Origin of the sequence: Xanthobacter sp. 91 (assembly GCF_000702385.1) — a bacterium.
In the GTDB taxonomy this organism is placed as follows: Bacteria; Pseudomonadota; Alphaproteobacteria; order Rhizobiales; family Xanthobacteraceae; genus Xanthobacter; species Xanthobacter aminoxidans.
In genome coordinates, this window is record NZ_JNIB01000001.1 from 4,934,791 (window position 1) to 4,957,985 (window position 23,195).

A 23,195-nucleotide genomic window follows, 5' to 3' on the forward strand; every position below is an offset into this window, starting at 1 on the left:
AATTCAGGTCACTTGGCAGGGCTTGCTTCGGGACCGCTTGCTGGGCCGGCAACCGGCGCCTCGGCGGTTGCCGATCCGACGGGACGCCGCGACATCCGTTTCCTCACCACCTTGCGCTCCTCAGCCGGAAGGAAGGAGCGCCCCAGGGCCATGCCGACAACGGCAAGGTAGATGATGAGAAAGCCCGGAATCTGCAACGGAAAGTCGAAGCTCGTGTGCACGAGGCCCGCGATGCCGACGAGGAGTCCGGCGAGGATGAAGGGATCATTGGGCCGGCGCAGCGCGCCCCGCACCAGCAGGGCGCCGCAGGCCAGCACATAGGCGAAGACGACGAAGGCAAGCGGATACCCACCCTCGAAGATCAACTCGACGGGCGTGCTATGGCCGATGTCGAACACCGCGGAAGTCCCGAGATCCTCAGTCCGAAACTTCGGGAAGCTTTCGGCGAAACTGCCGAGCCCGTATCCGATGAGCGGACGCTCCGCGACTGCGCCGAGCATCATCCCATAGGCATCCAGGCGCCCCAAGGTATCGAAGCCGATGCGTATCTGACGCTCGCGCCAGGCGCCGCCCGACAGGCCGTAGATGAGGGAGAACAGAACGAAGATCGCGAATGCGACCTTCCAGATGGATGCGCGCTTGCGCAGGCGAAGCTTGGATACGACAGCGCCCAGACCCACAAGGACGGTCAATATCAGCCCCGCGCGCGAGAGCGTCAGCGGGAGAAGGACGAGCACGAACAAACCGGCGGCGGCTGCAATGACGCGGCGGCGGCTCCCTTCCCCGCGGAAGAGGCTCGACAATGGCTTGTTCTCCCGCGCCGCGGCAAGAGCGCTTGGGAGCAGCATGGCCAGCACGATCAGGACTGCCGAGCCTAGGTAGATCGCCGAGGTATTCTTGTTCAGAAAGAAGGTGGTCAGCGCGCCTTCCTGGTCGTAGGGCCTGAGACTGTCGGAATCGGAGACGAAGCCGACAAACCCGATGAACCCGTATAGGCACGCGGCCCCGACGATGGCCCGCAGCACCTGCCCTGCCCGCTGCCGATCGGGGCCGATCACGATAGCCGCCGTCAAGACCAGCGCCGCGAGCAGGGGCCGGCCGAGGAAGAGGAGCGGCGAGTGCCGGACCGACCCGGATAGGGGTGCAATCTCGATGCCCAGAATCTTGCCAGCCTCCGACCACATGGCAAGCGGCGCCGGGCCCGGCGAGATGGACTGGAGGTACGCCACAAGACCGTAGGCCGCGAGGACGACGAGAAGGCCGCCCAGCAGGAGTGCGGCGCCGCGGGATACATCACGATAGCTGATGAGGAGCACCGCGACGGTGGCGAAGCCCGTCCACACCTGGATCCAAAGGAGCGCGACCGATCCGTCCGGCACCGGGGCAAGGATCACCATGGCCAGGAAGAACCAGAAGCCGATGCGGTCCGGGAGGCTTCGCACGCGGCGCCGACGAACCCGTGTATCCGCCGGGGCTTCGGCCGGCTTCTCTGCGGTCACTTCCACGGCCGGCTCCCCAGAGGTTCGACCGCCGGGAGGTCGATATCCTCGCCGCCGTTGCGGATGATCTCCGCCGCCCGCTTCTGGACCCTTTCCGGCGCCTCGGCGAGGATGTCCCGCAGGGCCAGCCGCGCTTCCGGCTTGGCCGCAACGTATTGTTCTCCAATGTATTCGGACAGGTTCTTGACGGCCAGCCAATTCACCGACTGCTTCAGATCCGCCAATTCGCTCTGATCGAGCTTTGGATAGAGCGCCAGAAGAATCTCCGTGCGGCGGAGAAGGGGCCACCCCTCATAGGGCCCGGAGCGAAAGGACTGTCGCAGATACGTCCGCAGCAGCGGTGTGTCCTCGTGCCGGATGTGCTCGATCCACGCCAAAATCGTCCAGGCACGTGGCGAGCCCGGGCTGCAGACAATGCTGGCCTTGGCCGCCTGCTCGGCTGCGGTAAGCCGCGTATCCGCGAGATCGGCATCATCTGCCTGGAACGCGGTCTCGGCGAGCGCGGAGCGAACGATCGCAAGGTCTTGAAGCGCCTGATAATCGCAGACACGATCGGAAAGCACCACGGACATGTCACGATCCATCGCCGCGATCAGATCCGGATCGTAAGGCTCTCCGGCCATCATGCGGGTGGCGACAGGGCGCAGGAACAGCCCTGAATCGAAGCGCCGGATGCCCGTAGAGGTCGACAGCCAGATCACCGCACCGATTGCGATGGCGAGCCCGGCGAGGCGTGCCGTGATCTTCGCAGCCTTGCTCGGACCGGGAGACCGACCACCATCCCCGCCATTACCATCATTGCCGGAGCCGACCGGCGCACCGGACGCCGCGTCGACGCCCCGGGCCGGATCAGGACTCTCGGCCATAGCTCGCGTAGTATTTGTGGTAATAATACTTGCTTCCGTAATCCTCGAGGCTGCGGAGCGCCTTCAGGTCAGCCTTGTTCAGCAGGCAGCCAAGCACCTTCTCGTAGACTGTTGGTGCGTTCTGCAGCGTATTGGCGACGAGATCCCGGTTGGATGAGCCCCAGTCGAGCACATAAACATAGCCATCGACGATATGCGTCGATGCCATGACGTCGACCACCGGAGCAAGCGGCGGGAAATCGATGACGATGTAATCGACATCCCGCTTCAGCGCATCGATCACCGCCGCCATCTGCTCGGACGCGAGAATCTCGTTGGTGTGGACGATATCGCCCGGCACCACCGCCGGAATGAAGCGGAGCCCCGTCATCCGGTCGACGATGCTCACTTCCTCAAGCGTCGCCTTGCCGAAGACCAGCTCAAGGAGGCCCGCACTGCGGCCCGGCGCGAGGCGCCGTGTCAGCGTCGGATTGCGCAGGTCGCCATCGATGAGCACGCAACGCTGGCCGCTATGGGCGATCAGCTGGGCGAAGTTGGCGGAAACGGTCGACTTGCCCTCCTTCGGCAAGGTCGAGACGATGCCGATGACCTTCACCGCGCGGCTGTGGATCGATACGTCCGCGGAAACCTTCACCGAGCGCAGCGTCTCCGAGAAGCGGGAGAACGGATCGGAGGTAACCTGGCGCATGATGCCGGTCGAGCTGTCGAACGCGCTCTGCCCCGCCGGAACCGGCGTCGCGACGGAAGACGGCAGGAGCGGAAGCACACCGAGGCAGTCGAGCCCCAGATAGCGCTCCACATCCGCCGGCAGCCGGAAGGTCCTGTTCATGCGCTCGCGCCACATGCCGACGCCGAACCCCATCAACAGTCCGAGAAAGAGGCCGCCGGCGACGATAAGCGTCGTCCGCGGGGATGAGGCCCGAAGCGGGGTGGACGCATCAGTGATGAGCCGCGCCTCGGTGATCGGGAAGGACTGCTGCTGGGTGGCCTGCATGAAGCGCTGCAGGAAGTTGTCGTAAAGGGCGCGATAGGACTGGGCGTTGCTCTCGAGCTCACGCAATTCAACCTGCGCCTGCCCCGTCAGCTTGGCCTGGACCATCAGCTGCTCAAGGCTGGATGAAAGGCTTGCCTCGCGGGCACGGGCGATTTCCAGATCGGACTTGTAGGTCTCGGCGATGCGTGACAGCTCGGTGAAGAGCGAGCGCTGAAGGCCCCTGATCTCGTTATTGAGATTGACGACCGCGATATGGTCCGGGCCGTAGCGCTTGGACCAGTCCGCCTCGCGCTTCACGGCGTCGAGATACTGGGTGCGCAGGAGGCTGATGACCTGATTGTTGAGCACGTCCGACACGACTTCGTCGCTCGTGCCCGTCACGCCGCCCTGCTTGATGATGTTGTTGACGCGCTCATAACGCGCCTGCGCCTCGGCCACCGCGGTCCTGGCCGTGATCAGCTGCGTGTTCAGTTCCGACAGCTGCTGATCGGAAATGAGGCCACGCTGCGTATCAATGATGTTGTTCTTGGCTTTGAAGTCCTGCACCGCGCGGTCGGCCGCAAGCGCCTGGTCACGCAGCTCGGCGATGCGGTCCTGCAGCCAGACACTGGCGCGACGGGTCGCCTGGTACTTGGCCTCAAGCTGATCGACGATGTACGCCTCGGCGAGCTGGTTCGCCACATCTGCCGAGAGGACGGCGTCGATCGCCTTGTATTCGATGCTGATAACGTAGCTCAGACCAACGCGTTTGACGCGCAGACGCTTGCCGAAATCGATGATCTGAGTGCGCTCGATCTCGTAGTCGCTCATAGGAGAGCTGCTGACGAGAAACGGAACAACGAAACCAGCCACGGTGTTAAACACCGAATTGGCGCTCTCTTCGAGTTCCTTCTTCTTCGCCTCGACGAGCTTCAGCTCCTTGATGACCGCCTTGGCGATACGCTCGGACTGAAGAATCTGGACCTGGCTGTCGATGCCGCTGGAATCCATCACGCCCGTAAGCTGAGGCATGACTTCCAGGCCACGGGCCTGCTGCGTGTCGATCAGCAACTCGGCGGTTGCCGTATATTGCGGCGTTGCAACAAAACAATAGAGAGCCGCCAGACTTGCTACCGCGCCGGCGACGGCTGCGATGACCCACTTCTGACGACGGACCACCTGAAGCAAATTGACCAGATCGAGTTCGCCCTCGGTCTGGATATTCAGAGACTTCCCCGGCCCAGACTTGTCGATACGAAGCATGCCGCTAAAGCCCCGCTAACATCAGATGCAGTCGAAGCACACGCACCACCCAAGCAAAAGCCCGGCAATCTGACGCCCCGAAAGGATTCCTGCCGTGTACACCCGCGCGACCGGGCGCTTCAAACGAAAGTGGCCCGCCTCACGCATCCCCTGACCAACGCTATCGTGACGGTCAAGGAACACAGGAAGTGGGCCACCTGATTGGGCTTGTAAGGCAGATCAGCAGCCGAAGCGGCAGAACGGCGAAACCGGACGGCCGAGGAACTTGCTGATGCGCTGGTCGTACTTGTAAGCGCGATACTGGATGAGCGACCACTTCCAGCCACCAAAGCTATTGGAAGCAGCCTGGGCGCCGAAACGGTTGGCCGGCTGGAAGTTGGCATTGCTGCGCAGAGCAGCAAAACGCTCACCCCACAGGCCAGCGGCCTGCGACGGCATGACCGCCCCGAGGACCAGACCCGCAACAGCAGCGCCCGTCAGCGCCGCCTTGATCTTGGAAACTTTCGCCATCGCCCGCACTCCGATTAGGTGAGCCATGTTTACCACAAGCTCTGTGGCGCCGCAACAATCGCCGAAAGACCGATGCACGCCAGACGGGAAATCTACTGGAGTTTCACCGGGAACGACCTACCTTGCTACCTAGAACTCGCGCAGCGAACCGGAAGTTCCTGCTCGCCTTCATCTTCCACAACGTAAGATTCAGGGTGGGCAACGACCGGATCATCCAGTCTAGTACGTTGAGATGTAACGGCCGCCAACTTGACAGTGTCACCGGCTGGCCCGACCGCCTGACGCACGCCCGGCGCCGGCACCTTCAGGCCGTGGCGCTCTCGCCACACCAGCACAAGACCTGCTGAAACGACCGCTCCCGCCCCGATCAGCACCAGAGAATCGGGCCATTCGCCGAAAGCGAGCACCCCGAACAGGGTGGCCCAGATCAAGGTCGCATAGTTCAGAGGGGCCACGACGGACGCAGGCGCGTAGCGCGTCGCCGAGGTCATCAGGATCTGGCCGAGACCGCCGGCGATGCCCGTTGCAATGAGAACGAGACTGGTGCGCAGGTCGGGAACCACCCACCCCAGCGGCAAGGTGGCGAGGCCCGCCAGAGACGCGACGGTGGAGAAGTAGAAAACGATCGCTTCGCTCGTCTCCGTCCGCGTCAGGTGCCGGACCTGTGTCACTGCGAGCCCGGCGATCACGGCCCCGACCAGGGCCATGGCCGCCCCAATCAGCGGCCCCGGTCCGCTCCCCAGCGAGGCATGGGTGAAGGAGGGCCACAGCATGAGCAGGATACCGGCAAAGCCGACACCGAGCACCACCCAGCGATAGGCGGGCACACGCTCTCCCAGAAGAACGGCTGCGAGAAGCACGGCGACCAGCGGCGTCACATAGGTAAAGGCAACGGCCTCGGCGAGCGGGATGAAGGCAAGCGCTGCGAAGCTGAGCCACATGGCGCTCACGCCCACCAGCCCGCGAACAACATGGCCGAACGGCTGGCGCGTCACGAGCGCGCTTGTCATCCGCCGCCTCCACAACAGCCAGATGACGAGCGGGACGAGACCGAAGGCGCTGCGCGCGAACACGACCTGCCCGCTCGGCACGTCGTCCGCCACGAAGCGCACGAGCGCGGACATGATGGCAAAGAAGAACGTGGCGCTGATTTGCAGGGCGATGCCTGCTGGGGCATTCATGAGCAAAAGTCCGGTGAGCGCTCCCTATAGCGCCTTGCCGGCTGGATGGGCATGCAAAGCGCGCAGGTGAAGGGCGTCAGCCCTGCGTCTGGAAGAGGGGCCCCGCCCATGGACGAACCAGGCGCCCGGATTTGCTGACAAATGGCGCCCTGCGGGACGCGCTTTTGGGGCGCCGAGAAACGGATTCCGCGGGATATTAAGCGTAGGCCATACGGTGCAGAGCTTGGCACTTGTGCACTGCAGCGACTGTTTTCGCAGAATGCAACTCTCAACCGGTCCGATCTGCCCCCTTTCCGCCTGCTAGCTCAGAGCGTTATCCCGGATTGGAAATTTGCGCCGGAGCGGTGGCGAAACAGCGCCATCAAGCTCACCGCGACGCAATGTCGCGACCATTTGATTTCAGGGCAGCTCGAGACACGCCTCCCGATCGGGCTTGGCGCGAGATTGCATAAATGGTTGATTTCCCCCGCGAAATGGGGCATTCGACAAACGATCTGAACGCGACTTCGATGCGTGGCAACGGAAGCAGCACACTGCCAAATTGCAGGGCTTTCATCGCCCCCACATGCACTTAGAATTTATTTTGCAGTGCAGCAATGCCTAAAACTCAGGCCTCCAACTTGATCTGAATCAACTTCCCAATCCAAGCCATATGACGTCAGGCTAAAAACCGCATGCCATCTTCGGCTTTTTGGGCAATCAACTCGCCGCGCCCACCCGTCGCCACCATAGATTGAGCACGTTTCCAAAATAATCCCGCGTTAACTTGTGAAACTGAAATATTTCAGACTTGTGACACTGGAATATACGCTTGCGGCCACATCTTTTACTCGCTTGTCGATTCGAGCACCGAGTGCTATGTTGCCCCTATAATTTCAATCTTCCTTACGGTAGCCATCTGCCGATTGAGGGACGAATGTCGCTTTCCACGGACAACATGCGGGTTGAACGGGCGAGCGAAGCGCATCGGTCGGGGGTCACCCCCACGCTCGACTACGCGTCGATGCCGCCGCTCTTCGTTGTGGCCGACGTCGTCCTTATCCTGGGACTGAGCGTCCTCGTGGATTTCCTGTTCTCGGCGCAAGCAAGCGGCGGGTTCGAGGTCACTCAACCCATTGGCATCGGAATTCTCGCGGCGGTCGCCTTCGTGCTGACCACCATCTCGCGCGGCCTGTACAAGCCGTGGCGCATGGTGCGTGTGGTCGAGGAGGTGCGTGCGACGATGGTCAGTTGGACCTTCGCGATCCTCGTCGTCGCAACGGTGATCTTTTGTCTGAAGGTGGCGGGAAGCACGTCGCGCATCTCGACCGGGACTTTTGCCGTTCTCGGCTTTGTCGCGCTTCCGGTGTCGCGTTGGGCGATGGGTGTCTGGCTGCGCCGGGCCATCGCGAGCGGCGCCGTGAAGGGACGCGCGACTATTCTGGTCGGCGACGCGGACGAACTCGCCAAGGTGGTACCGGCCCACATGCTGGTGCGCCTCGGCCTGAACGAGGTGCGGCGCTTCAGCCTTTCCACGCCTGACGGTTCGGCGAAGGAGCTGCTCTCCGCGTCCGACAAGGATGCTCTGAAGGCGGCGCTCCAGTTCGCCCGGCAGCACCGCGTCGAGGAAATCGTCCTCGCCATGCCCTGGAGCGACGTGGATCGGCTTGATGCCGTGCGCGCCCGGCTGCGCTCGGTGCCGCTTCCGGTAAAGCTTCTTCCGGACGAGATCGTGAGCGAGCTGCTCGACGCGCCGCGCGTCGATTTCGGCTCGTCCATCGCCATCGAGGTCCAGCGCGCGCCCCTGTCGCGCTTCGAACTGGCGCAGAAGCGCCTTCTGGACATCGCGGTCGCCAGCTGCGCCGTTCTCCTGTTGCTGCCCCTGTTCGCCATCATCGCTACCGCGATCAAGCTCGACAGCCGTGGCCCGGTGATTTTCCGCCAGCGCCGCAACGGCTTCGGCGGCCGCGAATTCACCATCTACAAGTTCCGCTCCATGACGGTGATGGAGGATGGTTCGAAGGTGGTGCAGGCGCAGCGCAACGACAAGCGCGTCACGCGCGTCGGCCGTTTCCTGCGCGCGTCGAGCCTCGACGAGCTGCCGCAGGTGCTGAACGTGCTGTTCGGGCAGATGTCCATCGTCGGGCCGCGGCCCCATGCCATCGCCCATGACGACGAATATTCGAAGCTGATTTCCGGCTATGCGTTCCGCCACCACGTCAAGCCGGGAATCACCGGCTGGGCCCAGGTGCAGGGCTTCCGCGGCGAGACGGCGGAGCTTGAGCAGATGGAGCGCCGGATCGAGATGGACCTCTGGTACATCAACAACTGGTCGGTCTGGATCGATATCAAGATCATCCTGAAGACCTTCCTCGAGGTCCTGCGCAAGGAGGCCTACTGAGGCCCTGTGGGGGAGCCCGGCGGCATGGCCTACTCTCCTGCCTCCATATGAGACGTCCGGATGCGAGACTGAAAGGGATCGTCGTTCGCTCGGCGGCTGTGCATCTTGCTTCCCGCACCAATCGGCTGGATCGTTGAAGGACCGCCGGAGCGCTCCTGCCAGCGGTCGGGAGCCTTCACCTCAGTTCCTCCTGCGGCCGCCATTGCCGTTCGCCCGTCCGAGCGCGCAATGTCGTCCCAGATCCCCGGCAATATTTGATTAACCCTACCGTTTGATCAAAGCGGACGTCGGACCGTTTTCCATCGCGCCCTCCCCAACCATTTGAGTAAATGCAGCGCAACAATCGCGCTAACGACTGCTGGGGGGCAGATAAAATGATAGCCGAATCCGTCCTGGCCCTGTGGGGCATGCTGTGCTGCTCGGCCTACATCATCTTTATGGTCCGCGTGAGCTGAGGTGAGAACGCGAGGCGCCAAGTGCCCGCCCGCAGTTCACCCCGCCCCTCATAGCCTGGACCAACTCCGGACCAAGGCTGGCGCGAGGGAGATGTCTCCCGGTCGTGTCGTGTTCCCCTTCCAGCGCCGTTTTGAACGGGCAGCTCGCTCCGTCACGGCCGGCAGCCTTGCACCCCCTCCCCTTTGAGCGCGTTGATGCCGCGGGAGCGCTGATCTAAGAATGCGGGCGACCCCGGCGAAGCTTCCGCCGTCCGGCGCGTTCTGTCCGGGGACCGTTCTTGACCTTCACCACTGCTCCCATCTTCGTTACCGGCGCGGCCGGCTTCATCGGTGCCGCCGTCGCCGAGCGGCTGCTTGCGATGGGACAGCAAGTCGTCGGTATCGACGACCTCAACGCCTATTATGACGTGCGCCTCAAGGAGGCCCGCCTCGCCCGGCTCCTCGGCCATCCCGGCTTCAGCTTCGAGCGCCTGACCCTGGCCGATCGCGCTGCTACCGCTGATATCTTCGCCCGCCACCGGCCGAGCCATGTGGTCCATCTCGCGGCGCAGGCTGGCGTACGCTACTCCATCGAGCATCCCGAGACCTATATCGACTCCAACCTCGTCGGCTTCGGCAATGTGCTGGAAGGCTGCCGCCATGGCGGCGTCGCGCATCTCGTCTATGCCTCGTCGAGCTCGGTCTACGGCGCCAACACTGACCTGCCCTTCCGGGTGGACCAGACGGTGGACCACCCCATCAGCCTCTACGCCGCCACCAAGAAGGCGAACGAGCTGATGGCCCACGCTTATTCCCACCTCTACAGGTTGCCGGTGAGCGGGCTGCGCTTTTTCACCGTCTACGGCCCGTGGGGACGCCCGGACATGGCGGTGTTCCTGTTCACGGACGCTATCTGGCACGGCCGGCCCATCAAGGTGTTCAACAACGGCGACATGCAGCGCGACTTCACCTTCATCGACGATGTGGTGGACGCCGTGGTCGCGCTGCTCCCCAGGCCGGCGACGCCCGATCCCGCCTGGACCGGGGCGGACCCGGACCCCGCCACCTCGAATGCGCCGTATCGCATCTACAACGTGGGCAACCACAGCCCTGAGCCGCTGATGGCGCTGATCGGCCATATCGAGGCGGCGCTGGGCCGCAAGGCGGAGCTGGACTTCCAGCCCATGCAGGCCGGCGACGTGCAGGCCACCTTCGCCGACGTCACCAGCCTCGCCCAGGCGGTGGACTTCGCGCCGCGCACTCCCCTGAAGGAGGGCGTCGCCCGCTTTGCCACTTGGTATCGCGAGGTCTGGCTCGGCCAGATCGCGAAGAACGACTAGGCGGCCTCAGCCGCCCGCATTGTCTTCCACCATCCGGGCGACCGCGTCTCCGGCGGCGGCGAGAAGTTCCGGCTCGCGGGCGCGCACCACAAGGTTGGTCTTGTAGCGCCCGTCCACCTCGTCGCGGAACGGGTAGGAGCCGATGATGGCGTCGGGATAGGTCTCGGCGATCCTGCGCAGCGGGGCGGCGATGTCGCCCTCCTTCGCCTCGGCGAGGATGGTGCGCGAGAGCATGGGCCGGCCCTTGCGCAGCTCCGGCAGCACCGCCTCCAGCATCGATTGCATGATGCGCGGCACGCCGGCCATGACGATGACGTTCTCGATCCGGAAGCCCGGCGCCTTGGACACCTCGTTCACCACGAGGCTGGCCCCGGCGGGAATCCGCGCCATGCGCAGGCGCGCCTCGTTCAGGTCCTTCTCGGCGATGTATTCGAGCAGCATGGCGCGGGCGCGCGGATCCACATCGATGGAGACACCGAAGGCCTTGGCGATGGCGTCTGCGGTGATGTCGTCATGGGTCGGGCCGATGCCGCCGGTGGTGAAGACGTAGTCGAAGCGGGCACGCAGCGCGTTGACCGCCGCGACGATGTCCCCCTCCACGTCCGCCACCACCCGGACCTCCCGCAGGTCGATGCCCACGTCGGTCAGCCGCTCGGCGATGTGGCCGATGTTCTTGTCCTTGGTCCGGCCGGAGAGAACCTCGTCGCCAATCACGATCAGCGCAGCCGTGACCGATCGCGCGTCGCCTGCCTCACCCATGTCTCAGATCCCTGCCCTTGCCGGCGTCAGCCGGGGTAAAACCGCCCAAAATCTAGGCATATATAAAGCGTGAGCGGCGCCTTCGCTCCGCTTTCCCGTTTAGCACTTCTTTGGCACGATGTTTGTTAAGTTCATGGGGAGCTTCCCCGGGGCGTGGAGTGTCGATCCCAATGCCGCATGCGTTCGATGAAATGTCCAGTACCGACGGTGCGGTACGGCCGGCCTACGAGACCCTCCAGCGCTGGCTCGCCGAGGTGCCCCAAGATGTGCTGGACCACCGGCGCAAGGAGGCCGAGTTCATCTTCCGGAGAATCGGCATTACCTTCGCGGTCTATGGCGAGCAGAACGCGCAGGAACGCCTGATCCCGTTCGACATCGTGCCCCGCATCCTTACCAAGGACGAGTGGACCCGCCTCTCGCGCGGGCTGGAGCAGCGCGTCAAGGCGCTGAACATGTACATCAAGGACGTGTACTCCAAGCGGGAGATTCTGAAAGCCGGCATCGTTCCGGAGAACCTCGTCTACCAGAACCCCGCCTTCCGCCCGGAGATGAACGGGCAGCGCGTGCCGCACGATCTCTATGTCCACATCGCCGGCATCGACATCGTCCGCACCGACCCCGACAAATTCTACGTGCTTGAGGACAATGCGCGCACCCCGTCCGGCGTCTCCTACATGCTGGAGAACCGGGAGATCATGCTGCGGCTGTTCCCGGAGCTGTTCTCCATGCACCGCGTCGCGCCGGTGGAGAACTACGCTGACGACCTGCTCGCCACCCTGCGCTCGCTCTCGCCCCATGGCGGGCATGAGCCGAACGTGGTGATCCTCACCCCCGGCATCCACAATTCGGCCTATTACGAGCACTCGTTCCTCGCGGACAAGCTGGGCGTCGACCTCGTCGAGGGCCGCGACCTGTTCGTGAAGGATGCGGTGGTCTACATGCGCACCACCGAGGGGCCGAAGCGGGTGGACGTGATCTACCGCCGCCTCGACGACGACTTCCTCGACCCCCTCGCCTTCCGCCGCGACAGCGTGCTCGGCGTCCCGGGGCTGATGAGCGCCTATCAGGCCGGAAACGTCACCCTGACCAACGCGGTCGGAACGGGCGTCGCCGACGACAAGGCCGTCTATTCCTACATGCCTGATATCATCAAGTTCTACCTCGGCGAGGAGCCCCTGCTCCCCAACGTGCCGACCTGGCGCTGCCGCGAGGCGGACCACCTGAAGTACGTTCTTGAGCACCTGCCCGAACTGGTGGTGAAGGAAGTGCACGGCTCCGGCGGCTACGGCATGCTGGTCGGCCCCGCCTCCGACAAGGCGCAGATCGAGAAGTTCCGCGACAAGCTCAAGGCGGACCCGGCGAACTTCATCGCCCAGCCCACGCTGGCGCTCTCCACCTGCCCGACGCTGGTGGAAAAGGGCATCGCGCCGCGCCACGTGGACCTGCGCCCGTTCATCCTGTCCGGCTCCGACAAGGTGCGCATCGTCCCCGGCGGCCTCACCCGCGTCGCCATGAAGGAGGGCTCCCTCGTGGTGAACTCCAGCCAGGGCGGCGGCACCAAGGACACCTGGGTGCTGGACGCATGAGCGGGGGCGCTCATGCTTTGGGTACTGGACGCATGAGCGGCGGCGCTCATGCTTCGGGTGCTGGACGCATGGGCGCGGGCACGCGCGCTCTCGCTTTTCGGCGCGTGAGCGCTATCGTTGATGCAGGTTTCTCCCCGCGCACGGGCATCCCGGCCCGTGCCATTGCCGGAGCCGGGGCCCCGCCCGGTTCCGCCGCCTGAACCGCCCCCGGAGGCACCACGCCATCCGGGTGCAGGACGCCTGAGCGCGGATGAACCGCGCCGCGCACCCTCTCCTTCCGCAACGGGCTCCCCATGCTTTCCCGCACCGCCGACAACCTCTACTGGCTGACCCGCTACGTCGAACGCGCCGACTGCCTGGCCCGCATCCTCGACGTCTCCCAGCGCCTCGCCTACACGCCCGTGACCTACGGCGGCTCCACCAACGAGTGGAGTTCGGCCGTGCTCACCGCAGGCTGCGCCGACGAGTTCGTCGCGCGCTATGGTCCGCTGGAGGAGGCGAAGGAGGAGAACGTGGTGTCGTTCCTCGCCTTCGAGTCGGAGAACCCCTCCTCCATCCGCAACTGCTTCGAAGTGGCCCGCACCAACGCCCGTTCGGTGCGCACGGCGCTGACCTCGGAGATGTGGGACGTCATCAACTCGGCCTGGATCGAGCTGCGCAACTTCCCCAACCGTGCGCTGACGCGCGACGAGCTCTCGCGCTTCCTCGCCTTCGTGAAGGAAACGTCGCTGCGCTTCGACGGCGCGACCTTCCGCACCATGCTGCGCAACGACGGCTACTGGTTCGCCCGCTCCGGTGCCCAGCTGGAGCGCGCCGACAACACCGCCCGCATCCTGGACGTGAAGTATCACGTGCTGCTGCCGGAGAAGGAGCACATCGGCGGCCCGCTCGACTATTTCCAGTGGGCCTCCATCCTGCGCTCGGTCTCGGCGCTTACCGCTTTCCACTGGGTCTATCGCGACAGCGTGAAGCCCTGGCTGGTGGCGGACCTGCTCATTCTGAACCGGCAGATGCCGCGCTCGCTGGCCGCCTGCTACGACAGCCTCGCCCGCAATCTGGACGACATCGCCTCGGTCTATGGTCGGCAGGGGCCGTCCCAGCGGCAGGCCCGTGCCATGCTGGCGCGGCTCACCAACAAGTCCATCGACGACATCTTCCAGACCGGCCTGCACGAGTTCATTTCCGAGTTCATCTCGGACAACAACAAGCTCGGCGCCGAGATCACCGAGCAGTATCTGACCTGACCCCGGGGCCGTTCGCGGCCCCATCAGCTTCCCCGTCGGCGCGGCTGGCTCGCGCCGGGGGAATGTCAGTCGCGGCGCGCGCGCCGCATCGTCACCAGGGACGCCCGCAATGCGCATCCGCATCCGCCACGAGATCACCCAGCGCTTCGAGCCCGGCACCCGCAACATGGCCGTGACCGTGCGCATGACCCCGCGCGCCCACGAGGGCCAGTTCATCCTGCGCTGGGCGCTGGACCTCAATTCCGACTGCCGCCTGCACCCCCAGGAAGATGCCTTCGGCAACCTGTGCCACACCTTCTCCGTGGACGGGCCGGCCGATCACCTCACCGTCTGCGCCGAGGGCGAGATCGAGACGCAGGACACCACCGGCATCGTGCGCGGCACGGTGGAGCGCTTCCCGCCGTCCCTGTTCCTGCGCCAGACCGACCTCACCGAGGTCGACGCCGCCCTCGCCGCCCTCGCGGCGGACATCGAGGCGCCGGCCGACGACCCGCTGGCCCAGCTTCACGCCCTCATGGTCAAGGTCCACGAGACGGTGGAGGAGCAGGAGGGGCCGACCCTCGCTGATCCCCTGAGCGCGGCCGAGGCCGTGAAGGCGGGCACCGCCTGCGCCGGCAGCATCGCCCATGTCTTCACCGCCGCCGCCCGGCACCTCGGCCTGCCGGCGCGCCACATCTCCGGCTATGTCGCGCCCGAGGACGGCGAGGAGGGTGAGGGCGAGGCACGCCACTGGGCCGAGGCGCATGTGCCCAAGATCGGCTGGGTCTCGTTCGATGCCGGCCGCAACATCTGCGGCACGGAGAACTACGTCCGCCTCGCCGTGGGCCTCGACGCCGTGGGCGTGCAGGCGCTGCGCAGCACCGGTCTCGACGTGGAGGAGCGCATCAGCGCCCTCGACGGCCGCGCGCCGCAGAAGCTGGCGCAGGCCCAGAGCCAAAGCCAGAACTGAGCGGAGGGACGCTGAGCCGGCGCAGGATATGGTCCTGCCCGGCGTCCCGGAAAAGCGGCGCCGTCGCTCGATTTTTCCCATTCCGAGCGCGCCGCATGAGCTGGCGCAAGGACGCCCCGCCGCAGACGATCTAGGCAGGATACATCAGCTCCTGCCGAGGATCGGTCGCCATGTCCATCCACACCCCGTCGTCGCTGCCCCCGGACGGCTCGGCCCACGCCGGCCTGCCCGCGCCGACGGTCTTCGCCAGCCGGCAGGCGACCCTGCCTCCGGTCAAGCTCTCCGTCCGAAACCTGAGCTTCTATTACGGCGACGCCATCGCCCTCAGGAACATCTCGGTGGACCTGCGGGCCAACTGCGTCACCGCCTTCATCGGCCCGTCGGGCTGCGGAAAATCGACGCTGCTGCGCATATTCAACCGCATGTACGAGCTTTACCCGGACCAGCGGGTGGAGGGCGACGTGCTGCTCGACGGCGTGAGCATTCTCGGCGACGCCATGGACCCTGCCAGCGTCAGGGCCCGCATCGGCATGGTGTTCCAGAAGCCGACGCCGTTCCCCATGTCGATCTACGACAACGTGGCCATCGGCCTGCGCATCAACGAAGACCTGAAGCCGGCCGATCTCGACCTGCGCGTCGAGGAGGCGCTGCGCAAGGCGGCCCTGTGGGACGAGGTGAAGGACATCCTGCCCCAGAGCGGCCTCAGCCTCTCCGGCGGCCAGCAGCAGCGCCTGTGCATCGCCCGCACCATCGCCCTCAAGCCGGAGGTGATCCTGCTCGACGAACCCTGCTCGGCCCTCGACCCCATCACCACGGCACGCATCGAGGAGACCATCGAGGAACTGAAGGCGCACTACACCTTCGCCATCGTCACCCACAATCTCCAGCAGGCGGCGCGCATCTCCGATTTCACCGGCTTCATGTATCTCGGCGAGATGGTGGAGTTCGGCCCCACGCAGGACCTGTTCACCCACCCGCGGGACCGGCGGACGCAGGATTACGTCACAGGCCGGTTCGGCTGAGGTCGTCCGCGCCGCACCGGTGCGGACTTGACCCCCCGCCCGCGCCCTGCAATCTCCTCCCCCAACAGGGAGACACGCGCATGACCGCAACGCCGGCTTACGATCCGCAGAACATCTTCGCCCGCATCCTTCGCGGCGAGCTGCCGGCGCACAAGGTCTATGAGGATGACAAGGCCCTCGCCTTCCTCGACATCATGCCGCGCTGCCCCGGCCATACGCTGGTGATCCCCAAGGCGCCGGCCCGCAACATCCTCGACATCACGCCCGAGGACCTCGCCTATGTGGCGACCATCGCCAAGAAGGTGGCCATCGCCGGCATGAAGGCCTTCGCGGCGGACGGAATCACCATCCAGCAGTTCAACGAGGAGGCCGGAGGGCAGGTGGTGTTCCACCTCCATGTCCACGTCATCCCGCGCCATTCGGGTGTGCCCATGAAGCCGCCGGCGAGCGAGATGGAGAAGCCCGACGTGCTCGCCGCCCATGCGGAGCGGCTGCGCGCCGCCCTCGCCGGCTGAGCCGCCGCGTGGATCTGCGCAACGCGGCCGGGGTGAAGGTGCGCGCGCCGGCGCGGTTGCATCTCGGCTTTCTCGATCTTGGCGGCTCGCTCGGCCGCCGCTTCGGCTCGCTCGGCATCGCGCTGGAACGGCCGGCCACCGAGGTGAGCGTCCGCCGCAGCACCACGGATGCCGCCGAAGGACCGGACAGCGACCGTGCCGCCCGCGCGCGGGATCTGGTGCGCGACAAGCTCGGCATTGAAGAGCGTTTCGCCATCGACGTGGACGCCGCCTTGCCGGCCCATGGCGGGCTCGGCTCCGGCACCCAACTGGCGCTGGCGGTGGGAGTCGCGGTGGCGCGTCTCTCCGGGCATGATTTGTCGCCCCGCGCGGTCGCGACCGTGCTCGGGCGTGGCAGACGCTCGGCCATCGGCATGGAGGCGTTTGCGGCCGGTGGCGTGATCCTCGACGGCGGCAAGGCGCTCGCCGGCCCTGAGGCCAGCGCCCCCCCCCCCCTGCTTGCGCGCTTCAAGGTTCCCGAGAGCTGGCGCATCCTCCTCGTCTTCGACACCGCCCGCGAAGGACTGAGCGGCCCGCAGGAGACGGCGGCCATGGCCACCCTTCCGCCCTTCCCGGCGGAGCAGGCGGCCGAGCTCTGCCACATGATGCTGCTTCAGGCGCTGCCGGCGCTCGCGGCCGCGGATGCGGACGGCTTCGGCCGGGTCATCGGCCACTGGCAGCGCGTGCTCGGCGATCATTATGCCGCAGCTCAGGGCGGCGGGCGCTTCCTGAGCCCGCAGGTTGCGGAAGCCATCGCCGCAATCGAGGCCGAGGGCGTCCCCGGCGTCGGCCAAAGCTCCTGGGGGCCGACCGGATTCGCCATCGTCGATGGCGAGGAGGCGGCGACGCGACTGGCCGCCACCTTGCGCGACCGCTTCGCATCGTTCACAAACCTGTCATTCGATTGCGTGCGAGGAAACAATCAGGGCGCGGACATCATCGCTCTCTGAGTACCTCCGGCGCGGCACCGGACAGGACGGGAGGAGGCGCGCCCCAAAGGGCCGCGCCGCACAAAAGGCCCCGAAAGTGGGCTCCGAACCAACAGGCTGGGATCCATATGGATATTGCTCTGATCGCCATTTCCGCCCGGCCGCTGGCGGCCAGCGCCGCCCGTGCCGGCTTCGCCGCGCTCTCGTTCGACCTGTTCGCTGATCTCGATACCTGTGCTCACACTGCGCGCTGCGTGCGCGTGCACAAGAAGAACGGCTGCGCCTTCGATGGCGACGACCTGATCCAGGCGCTCCACTCCCTCGCGCCCACCGGGCTGCCGGTGGTGCTGGGTGGCGGGCTGGAAGACGACACCGCCCTCATGACCCGCATCGCCGAGCGCAACCCCATCCTTGGCAACGCGCCGGCCATCGTGCGCGTGCTGAAGGACCCCATCGCGCTTGCCGCCCTCGCGGCCCATCTCGGCATTCCCTTCCCCGCCGTTTCGCTCGAAGCGCCTACCGCCGAGACCTTCGGCGACGCTCCGGTGCTGGAGAAGAAGATCGGCGGGGCGGGTGGCGCCCACATCCGGCGGCGTGCGCCCGGCGACCTCTCCCCGCCCGCGCCGGGCCACTATCTCCAGCGCGAGGTCGACGGGCAGTCCCTCTCTCTGCTTCTCCTGTCCAACGGCAGCGCCGCCCGGGTGATCGGCGCCTCGCGGCAATGGCATGCGCAGGACGAGGAACATCCCTTCCGCTATGGCGGCGCCGCGGGGCCTGTCGCCCTGCCGGAAGCGTTCGCCGGGGAGATGCTGAAGGGCGCGCTCAGCGTCACGCTCGCCTGCGGGCTGGTGGGGCTGGTCTCGCTCGACTTCGTGGTGAACGATGACGGCTGGTGCCTGGTGGAGGTGAACCCTCGCCCCGGTGCCACCCTCGACATCTTCGACACCGATCCCCTGCCCCCCCTACTCGGCCTGCATCTGGCGGCCTGCGGCGGCAGGCTGCCGGAAGTGCTGCCCGTGCCCGCGCAGGCGCACGCCGCCGGCGTCATCTACGCCGCGCACGACATGGTGGTGCCGCAGGATGCATGGCCCGAATTCGTGGCCGACCGGCCGCCCGCAGGCGCCTCGGTGCTGAAGGGTGCCCCGCTCTGCACCGTGCGCGCCACCGGCCCCACGCCGGAAGTCGCCGAGGCGCGCATGCGCGAGCGCACGCAGGCCCTGCTGCGCGACTTCGGCCTCGGCGCGGTGATGGAACCGGCCCCATGAGCACCGCCTGCGTCACCGCATGAGGGCTCTTGCGCCCGCCGAGGTGGCGGAAGCCTTCCGCGCCGCCTGCCTTGCAGAGCTGTCGGCGCTGAAGCCCGGCAACGTCCATGTCTTCGCCGCGGGGCACGGCATGGAAACCACTCAGTTCGAGGCGGCGGCCGCGGCCGCGGCCCCTGCCATCGCCCGCGCTGGCGCTTCCGTCGGCGCGCGGGTGCTGGCAGCGGTGGAAGCCTCGCTTGCAGTCGCCGGCTGCAACACCAATCTCGGCATCATCCTGCTCTGCGCCCCTCTGGCGGTGGCGGCCGAGGGCGGCGCCCCGCTTCGGGATCAGCTGGTACGGGTGCTCGACGGGCTCAATCTCGCCGACGCCGGAAACGCCTTCCGCGCCATCGCGGCTGCGTCGCCGGGCGGCCTCGGCGCATCGGCCGAAGCGGATGTGCGCGCCCCGGCCAGCGTCACGCTCAAGGAAGCCATGGCGCTCGCCGCCGATCGCGACACCATCGCCCGCCAGTATGTGACCGGATATGCCGACCTCTTCGCGCTCGGCGTTCCCGCGCTTGCCGTCAGGCCGCTGGAGCGGCGGCGCATTGAGGACGCCTACCTCGCCTTCCTGGCGACGCTTCCAGACAGCCACATTGCCCGCAAGTTCGGGCCGGAGCAGGCGGAGGTGGTGCGGCAGGAGGCTGTGGCGCTGCGTGGCGGGCTCTCCGGCCTGTCACCGGCCGAACGTCACGACGCGCTTCTCGCCTTCGACACGAGCCTGAAGGCCCGCGGCCTCAACCCGGGCACCAGCGCCGACCTCACCGTGGCGAGCATCTTCGCCGCGCTGATCGAGCAGCAGGCCAAGGGCTGAAGCCTCAGGCGCGTCCCTTGCTCCCCCTGGCCGACGAGACGGGCGCGCGATGCGGGGGCGCTCAGCCCTGCCCGCGCGCCCGATCTCCTCAGAACTTCACCGCCAGCGTCGCCTTGCCGGCGTTGTAGCTGGTGCCGTCACCCGCCATGCCCTCGTAGCCCAGCGAGAAGGTGGCGCCGGTGGCGAAGGTGAAGTCGATGCCCACCGAGCCGACGATGCTGTCTTCGGCGATGGCGAGGCCATCGATGCCGAAGGCCGTGCCGGTGTTGATGAAGCTCAGCACCGTCTGCGGCGTCACATCGCCGAAGGCGTGGCGCCAGCCGGCGGAGGCGTGGGGCGTCACGACGATGCCGGAGGCGTTGAAGCTGGTGGCGACGCGCAGGCCCAGTGTGGAATAGGCGGTGTCGAACGACGTGCCGGTGGAGGACAGGCCGGCGACAGGCGCGTTGTTTTCGATGAAGCTGCCGAGATCCACGCTGGTCCAGCCGATACCGGCGAAGGGCTCCAGCGCCACGCCGCTGAACGCGAAGGTGTAGCCGGCTTCGGCGAAGAGGTTGCCGGCGGTGCCGGTGTAGCTCGCCTTCGGGCTTTCGCCGGTGAGGGCGACGAAGCGGCTCTGGTCGATGCTGCTCCAGCCGTAGCTGGCGCCGGCGCGGAGCTTGATCGCGTCTAAGGTCGCGCCACCGTAGGCGGCGATGCGCCAGGTCTCGGTGTTCGCCGACGCCGCGTCCGCGCTGGTGGAGGCGGAGGAATAGCCGGCGGCGAGGCCCATCACCCAGTTGCTGGCCGAAACGTCCGCACCGATCAGCAGGCCGCCCAGATTGGTGTCGGCCGCCGCGGCATTGCCATTGGCCGAGGTGGAGAGCCACTGGCCGTAGCCCTGCGCCCAGGTGGTCCACACCGGACCGGGCTCGGGCGCCTTGATGGCCTTGAAGGCCTGCGCACCCGGCGTCGCCGGGTCGGCATAGGCCTGGGCCGGCCCGCCCGCGCCGAGCGCGGCTTCCACCCCCTTGGCGCCGCTGTAGCCCGCCTGCCGCAGGCGGCCGAGGATGAGGTCGTTGACCATCATGTTCTCGTTGGCCAACTGGCCGGGCAGCGTGGCGTAGAGGTCGCCGGAGAGCTGGGAGAGGGCGAGGTGGGGGCTGTCGCCCAGCGACTGGGTGACGAACGCGGTGTAGAGCGCGGACGTCTTCGTCGGCCCGATGCCCGCGCGCTCCAGCGCGCCGGCCACCGAACGCTGGTTCTGGGTCGTGGCGTAGGTGGCGAAGGCGATGCCGTTGCGCTCCAGTTCCAGATAGACGTGGGTCGCGTCGTAGCTCAGTTCCGGAGCGATGAAGAGATACGTGGGGCCGTAGGTGTCGAGTGTTCCGAACGTCCCGCTGATCCCGCCTGCGGACGACAGGAGGGTGTAGCGCGCGCCCCACTCGAGTTGACCTGCGACGAAGACCCGATTGTCCGCCCCGTTGAGGGTCGTCTTTCCATCGACCTTGATCAGGTCGGAGGAGCCATCGGGATTGATGTTGGCCCAGTAACTGGTGTTGGTCAGGGAAACATCGCCCTTCACGGCGATGGTGCCCGTCGCGTTGGACGGGCCGCTTGACGGGTCGATGATGATGTCCACCGCATCGAGGCTGCCGATGGTGCCATGGCCCCAGATTCCGCGCGGCCCGGTGGAGCCGGCCTCGCTCTTGAAATGGGCGTCGGGGGCATAGAGGTCATTCAGACCGAAGCTCCCGCTCTTGCCCATGTTCAAGGTGCCGGAGAAGGTGCTGGTGCCGGAGAGGTAGACCGACCCGTCGGTGACCACTTCCTCGAAATGGCGATAGGTCGCGGCGTTCCCCACTTGGCCGAGATCGAAGTCGAGCGCCCCGCTCATGGTCTTGAGCGAAAGCGTGTCGTAGCCGCCCTCCGCATCCACGATGCCAACCACCTTGCTGCCCGCGCCGACCACGAACAGGTCGTTGCCGTTGCCCATCTGCACCGCATAGGTGGTGCCGGAGATGGTGCCGTAATTGGTGACGGTCAGCGACTTGGTGGGATCGACGCCCGAGTTCACGTAGCGGATGCCGTAGCCGTCGAGGCCCCGGATGGTGCCGTAGTTCGTGACGGTCGCGGCGGCGTAGGCATCGCCGCTGTTGCTGTCGTCGATGAGGATGCCGTTGTTGGCGCCGGAGATCAGCGCCGAGGTGTGGGCCGCGTCGCCGTTGACCATCAGGCCGCCGCCGATGGCGATGCCCTCGGAGGTGCTCGGCTTGGTCTCGCCCGGCTTGATACCCTTGGAGCCGAGGCCCTGGATGGTGCCGTAGTTCAGGACCGTGCCGGCGTGGTCGAAGTCCACGCCGTCGCCATCGCCGAAGCTCGCCGCCGGATCGAAGGTGCCAGAGATCGTGCCGTAATTGGTCAGCGTGCCGGTGCCGTTGGAATTCACGCCCGAGCCGTTGCGGCCCTCGATGGTGCCGTTGTTGGTTACGATCAGGTTGTCGTCGGCGCCGGTGGCCTTGATGCCGTGATAGGCGCCGGTGATGAGGGCGCCGGCATAATTGTTCACCTTGAGGGTGATGGCGTGGCCCTGGTCGTCGCCGCTCACCTTGACGGCGGAATTGTTCTGCGTGTCGGCGGTGCCGGCCGCGTAATAGGACGAGATGGTCCCGTAATTGTTGATGGTGACGCCGTTGGTGCCCTGGATGCCGTCATTGTCGGCGGCGGTAATCAGGCCGGTCTTCTGGTTGGTGATCGTGATCGTGGCGTTGGTGGAGTAGATGTCGCCGAGGTCGATGCCCTGACCACCCGACTTCGACTGGATCGTCCCCGCATTGGTGATGGAGATCACCGGTGCCGCGGTGCTGCCGGTGGTGGACGAGATCTTGATGGCGTCGTCGGTGCCGGTGATGACGCCGCCCGCCTCGTTGATGATGGTGAGGCTCTTCAGCGTGTCGAAGTTCGAGGCCGTGTCGAACTTGATGGCGCGCTTGCCGGACGAGGTGGTCGCGATCGTCCCGGAATTGGTGATGCCGATGGTGCCGCCGCCGAGGCGGATGGCGTCCGAGCCGGCCGAGGAGATGGTGCCGGTGTTGCCGATGGTGATGGTGGCCGTGGCCGCGGTCGCCTTGTCGAAGTCCAGCGCCTGCCCGGTCTGCGAGGTGATGACGCCGGCGTTGTTGACGACCACCGTGCCGTTGGCGAGCGGCCCGTTGATGCGGAAGGCATCATCCTTCGACGTGACCTTGCCGCCGGCCTTGTTGTCGAGCGTGAAGGTCCCGGTGAAGGCGCCCGTGGTGTCGATGGTCCGGTTGGTGGAGGTGATGGTGCCGGAATTGGTGATGACCACGCCCGGGGAGGCGGTGGCGTTGCCGTTCCACACGATGGAGGCGGACGAGCCCGTATTCATGATCGCATCGGCGTCGATCTTGCCGGTGTCGCTGCCGGAGACGGTCTGCTGGCCCGTGGCTGGCGGCACGGTGAACGATCCGGCAAGGGCGGGCACCGCAGAGCCGGTGCAGACGAGGGCCAGGACGATGCGGCTCGCGGACGAATGGAGCAGCGGCAGACGGATCATCATGGAGGGCAATTCCGGGCGCGAGGATCGTG

Annotated in this window: 17 protein-coding genes; 10 read left to right on the forward strand and 7 right to left on the reverse strand. The window is 66.2% G+C overall.

Annotation, left to right across the window (positions count from 1 at the left end; translation table 11 throughout):
- Nucleotides 1–8: 8 nt before the first annotated feature.
- The 5 genes from A37E_RS0123060 to A37E_RS0123080 form a co-directional block, all read right to left on the reverse strand.
- Nucleotides 9–1,505: an O-antigen ligase family protein gene (locus A37E_RS0123060; RefSeq protein ID WP_029558770.1), complete on the reverse strand. Its 1,497-nt coding sequence runs from the start codon at nucleotides 1,503–1,505 to the stop codon at nucleotides 9–11.
- Nucleotides 1,496–2,365, reverse strand: coding sequence for a hypothetical protein (locus A37E_RS0123065; protein ID WP_029558772.1), 870 nt, complete (start codon nucleotides 2,363–2,365; stop codon nucleotides 1,496–1,498). Before A37E_RS0123065 ends, A37E_RS0123060 begins: the two co-directional genes overlap by 10 nt.
- Entirely contained in the window at nucleotides 2,349–4,601 is a 2,253-nt protein-coding gene (locus A37E_RS0123070; RefSeq protein ID WP_029558774.1) for a polysaccharide biosynthesis tyrosine autokinase, read from the reverse strand. Before A37E_RS0123070 ends, A37E_RS0123065 begins: the two co-directional genes overlap by 17 nt.
- A 219-nt stretch (nucleotides 4,602–4,820) precedes the next feature.
- A complete protein-coding gene (locus tag A37E_RS0123075) occupies nucleotides 4,821–5,111 on the reverse strand; it encodes a hypothetical protein (protein ID WP_029558776.1) in 291 nt (96 codons plus the stop codon).
- Nucleotides 5,112–5,236: 125 nt separating this feature from the next.
- Entirely contained in the window at nucleotides 5,237–6,292 is a 1,056-nt protein-coding gene (locus A37E_RS0123080) for a DMT family transporter (protein ID WP_081837741.1), read from the reverse strand.
- Between the two features lie 811 nt (nucleotides 6,293–7,103).
- Here A37E_RS0123080 and A37E_RS0123085 point away from each other — a divergent pair.
- On the forward strand, nucleotides 7,104–8,672 hold the full coding sequence (locus A37E_RS0123085) for an undecaprenyl-phosphate glucose phosphotransferase (RefSeq protein ID WP_156026410.1): 1,569 nt from the start codon (nucleotides 7,104–7,106) through the stop codon (nucleotides 8,670–8,672).
- A gap of 733 nt (nucleotides 8,673–9,405) precedes the next feature.
- Nucleotides 9,406–10,446: an NAD-dependent epimerase gene (locus tag A37E_RS0123095; protein WP_029558782.1), complete on the forward strand. Its 1,041-nt coding sequence runs from the start codon at nucleotides 9,406–9,408 to the stop codon at nucleotides 10,444–10,446.
- Between the two features lie 6 nt (nucleotides 10,447–10,452).
- Here the strand turns inward: A37E_RS0123095 and A37E_RS0123100 are convergent, their stop codons facing one another.
- Nucleotides 10,453–11,205: a molybdopterin-binding protein gene (locus tag A37E_RS0123100; RefSeq protein ID WP_029558784.1), complete on the reverse strand. Its 753-nt coding sequence runs from the start codon at nucleotides 11,203–11,205 to the stop codon at nucleotides 10,453–10,455.
- Between the two features lie 170 nt (nucleotides 11,206–11,375).
- Here A37E_RS0123100 and A37E_RS0123105 point away from each other — a divergent pair, with 170 nt between their 5' ends.
- The 8 genes from A37E_RS0123105 (at nucleotide 11,376) to A37E_RS0123140 (ending at nucleotide 19,607) form a co-directional block, all read left to right on the forward strand.
- Nucleotides 11,376–12,791 (forward strand): circularly permuted type 2 ATP-grasp protein, encoded by a 1,416-nt coding sequence (locus A37E_RS0123105; RefSeq protein ID WP_024278739.1) that lies wholly within the window; start codon nucleotides 11,376–11,378, stop codon nucleotides 12,789–12,791.
- A gap of 293 nt (nucleotides 12,792–13,084) precedes the next feature.
- Entirely contained in the window at nucleotides 13,085–14,035 is a 951-nt protein-coding gene (locus A37E_RS0123110; RefSeq protein ID WP_024278738.1) for an alpha-E domain-containing protein, read from the forward strand.
- A gap of 109 nt (nucleotides 14,036–14,144) precedes the next feature.
- Entirely contained in the window at nucleotides 14,145–14,984 is an 840-nt protein-coding gene (locus A37E_RS0123115; protein ID WP_029558788.1) for a transglutaminase family protein, read from the forward strand.
- 170 nt (nucleotides 14,985–15,154) lie between these two features.
- The gene (gene pstB / locus A37E_RS0123120; protein WP_081837742.1) at nucleotides 15,155–16,006 is read left to right on the forward strand and encodes a phosphate ABC transporter ATP-binding protein PstB; all 852 of its coding nucleotides are present in this window, start codon (nucleotides 15,155–15,157) and stop codon (nucleotides 16,004–16,006) included.
- Nucleotides 16,007–16,086: 80 nt separating this feature from the next.
- Complete coding sequence (locus A37E_RS0123125) at nucleotides 16,087–16,521, forward strand: HIT family protein (RefSeq protein ID WP_024278735.1); 435 nt, start codon at nucleotides 16,087–16,089, stop codon at nucleotides 16,519–16,521.
- An 8-nt stretch (nucleotides 16,522–16,529) separates the two neighbouring features.
- Entirely contained in the window at nucleotides 16,530–17,510 is a 981-nt protein-coding gene (locus tag A37E_RS0123130) for a beta-ribofuranosylaminobenzene 5'-phosphate synthase family protein (RefSeq protein ID WP_038193619.1), read from the forward strand.
- A 107-nt stretch (nucleotides 17,511–17,617) separates the two neighbouring features.
- Nucleotides 17,618–18,754 carry an ATP-grasp domain-containing protein gene (locus A37E_RS0123135; protein WP_024278733.1) on the forward strand — a complete coding sequence of 379 codons (1,137 nt, stop codon included), beginning with the start codon at nucleotides 17,618–17,620 and terminating at the stop codon, nucleotides 18,752–18,754.
- Nucleotides 18,755–18,773: 19 nt separating this feature from the next.
- Entirely contained in the window at nucleotides 18,774–19,607 is an 834-nt protein-coding gene (locus A37E_RS0123140) for a triphosphoribosyl-dephospho-CoA synthase (protein WP_029558796.1), read from the forward strand.
- Nucleotides 19,608–19,695: 88 nt separating this feature from the next.
- Here the strand turns inward: A37E_RS0123140 and A37E_RS0123145 are convergent, their stop codons facing one another.
- Nucleotides 19,696–23,166, reverse strand: coding sequence for an autotransporter outer membrane beta-barrel domain-containing protein (locus tag A37E_RS0123145; RefSeq protein ID WP_051679284.1), 3,471 nt, complete (start codon nucleotides 23,164–23,166; stop codon nucleotides 19,696–19,698).
- Nucleotides 23,167–23,195: the final 29 nt, after the last annotated feature.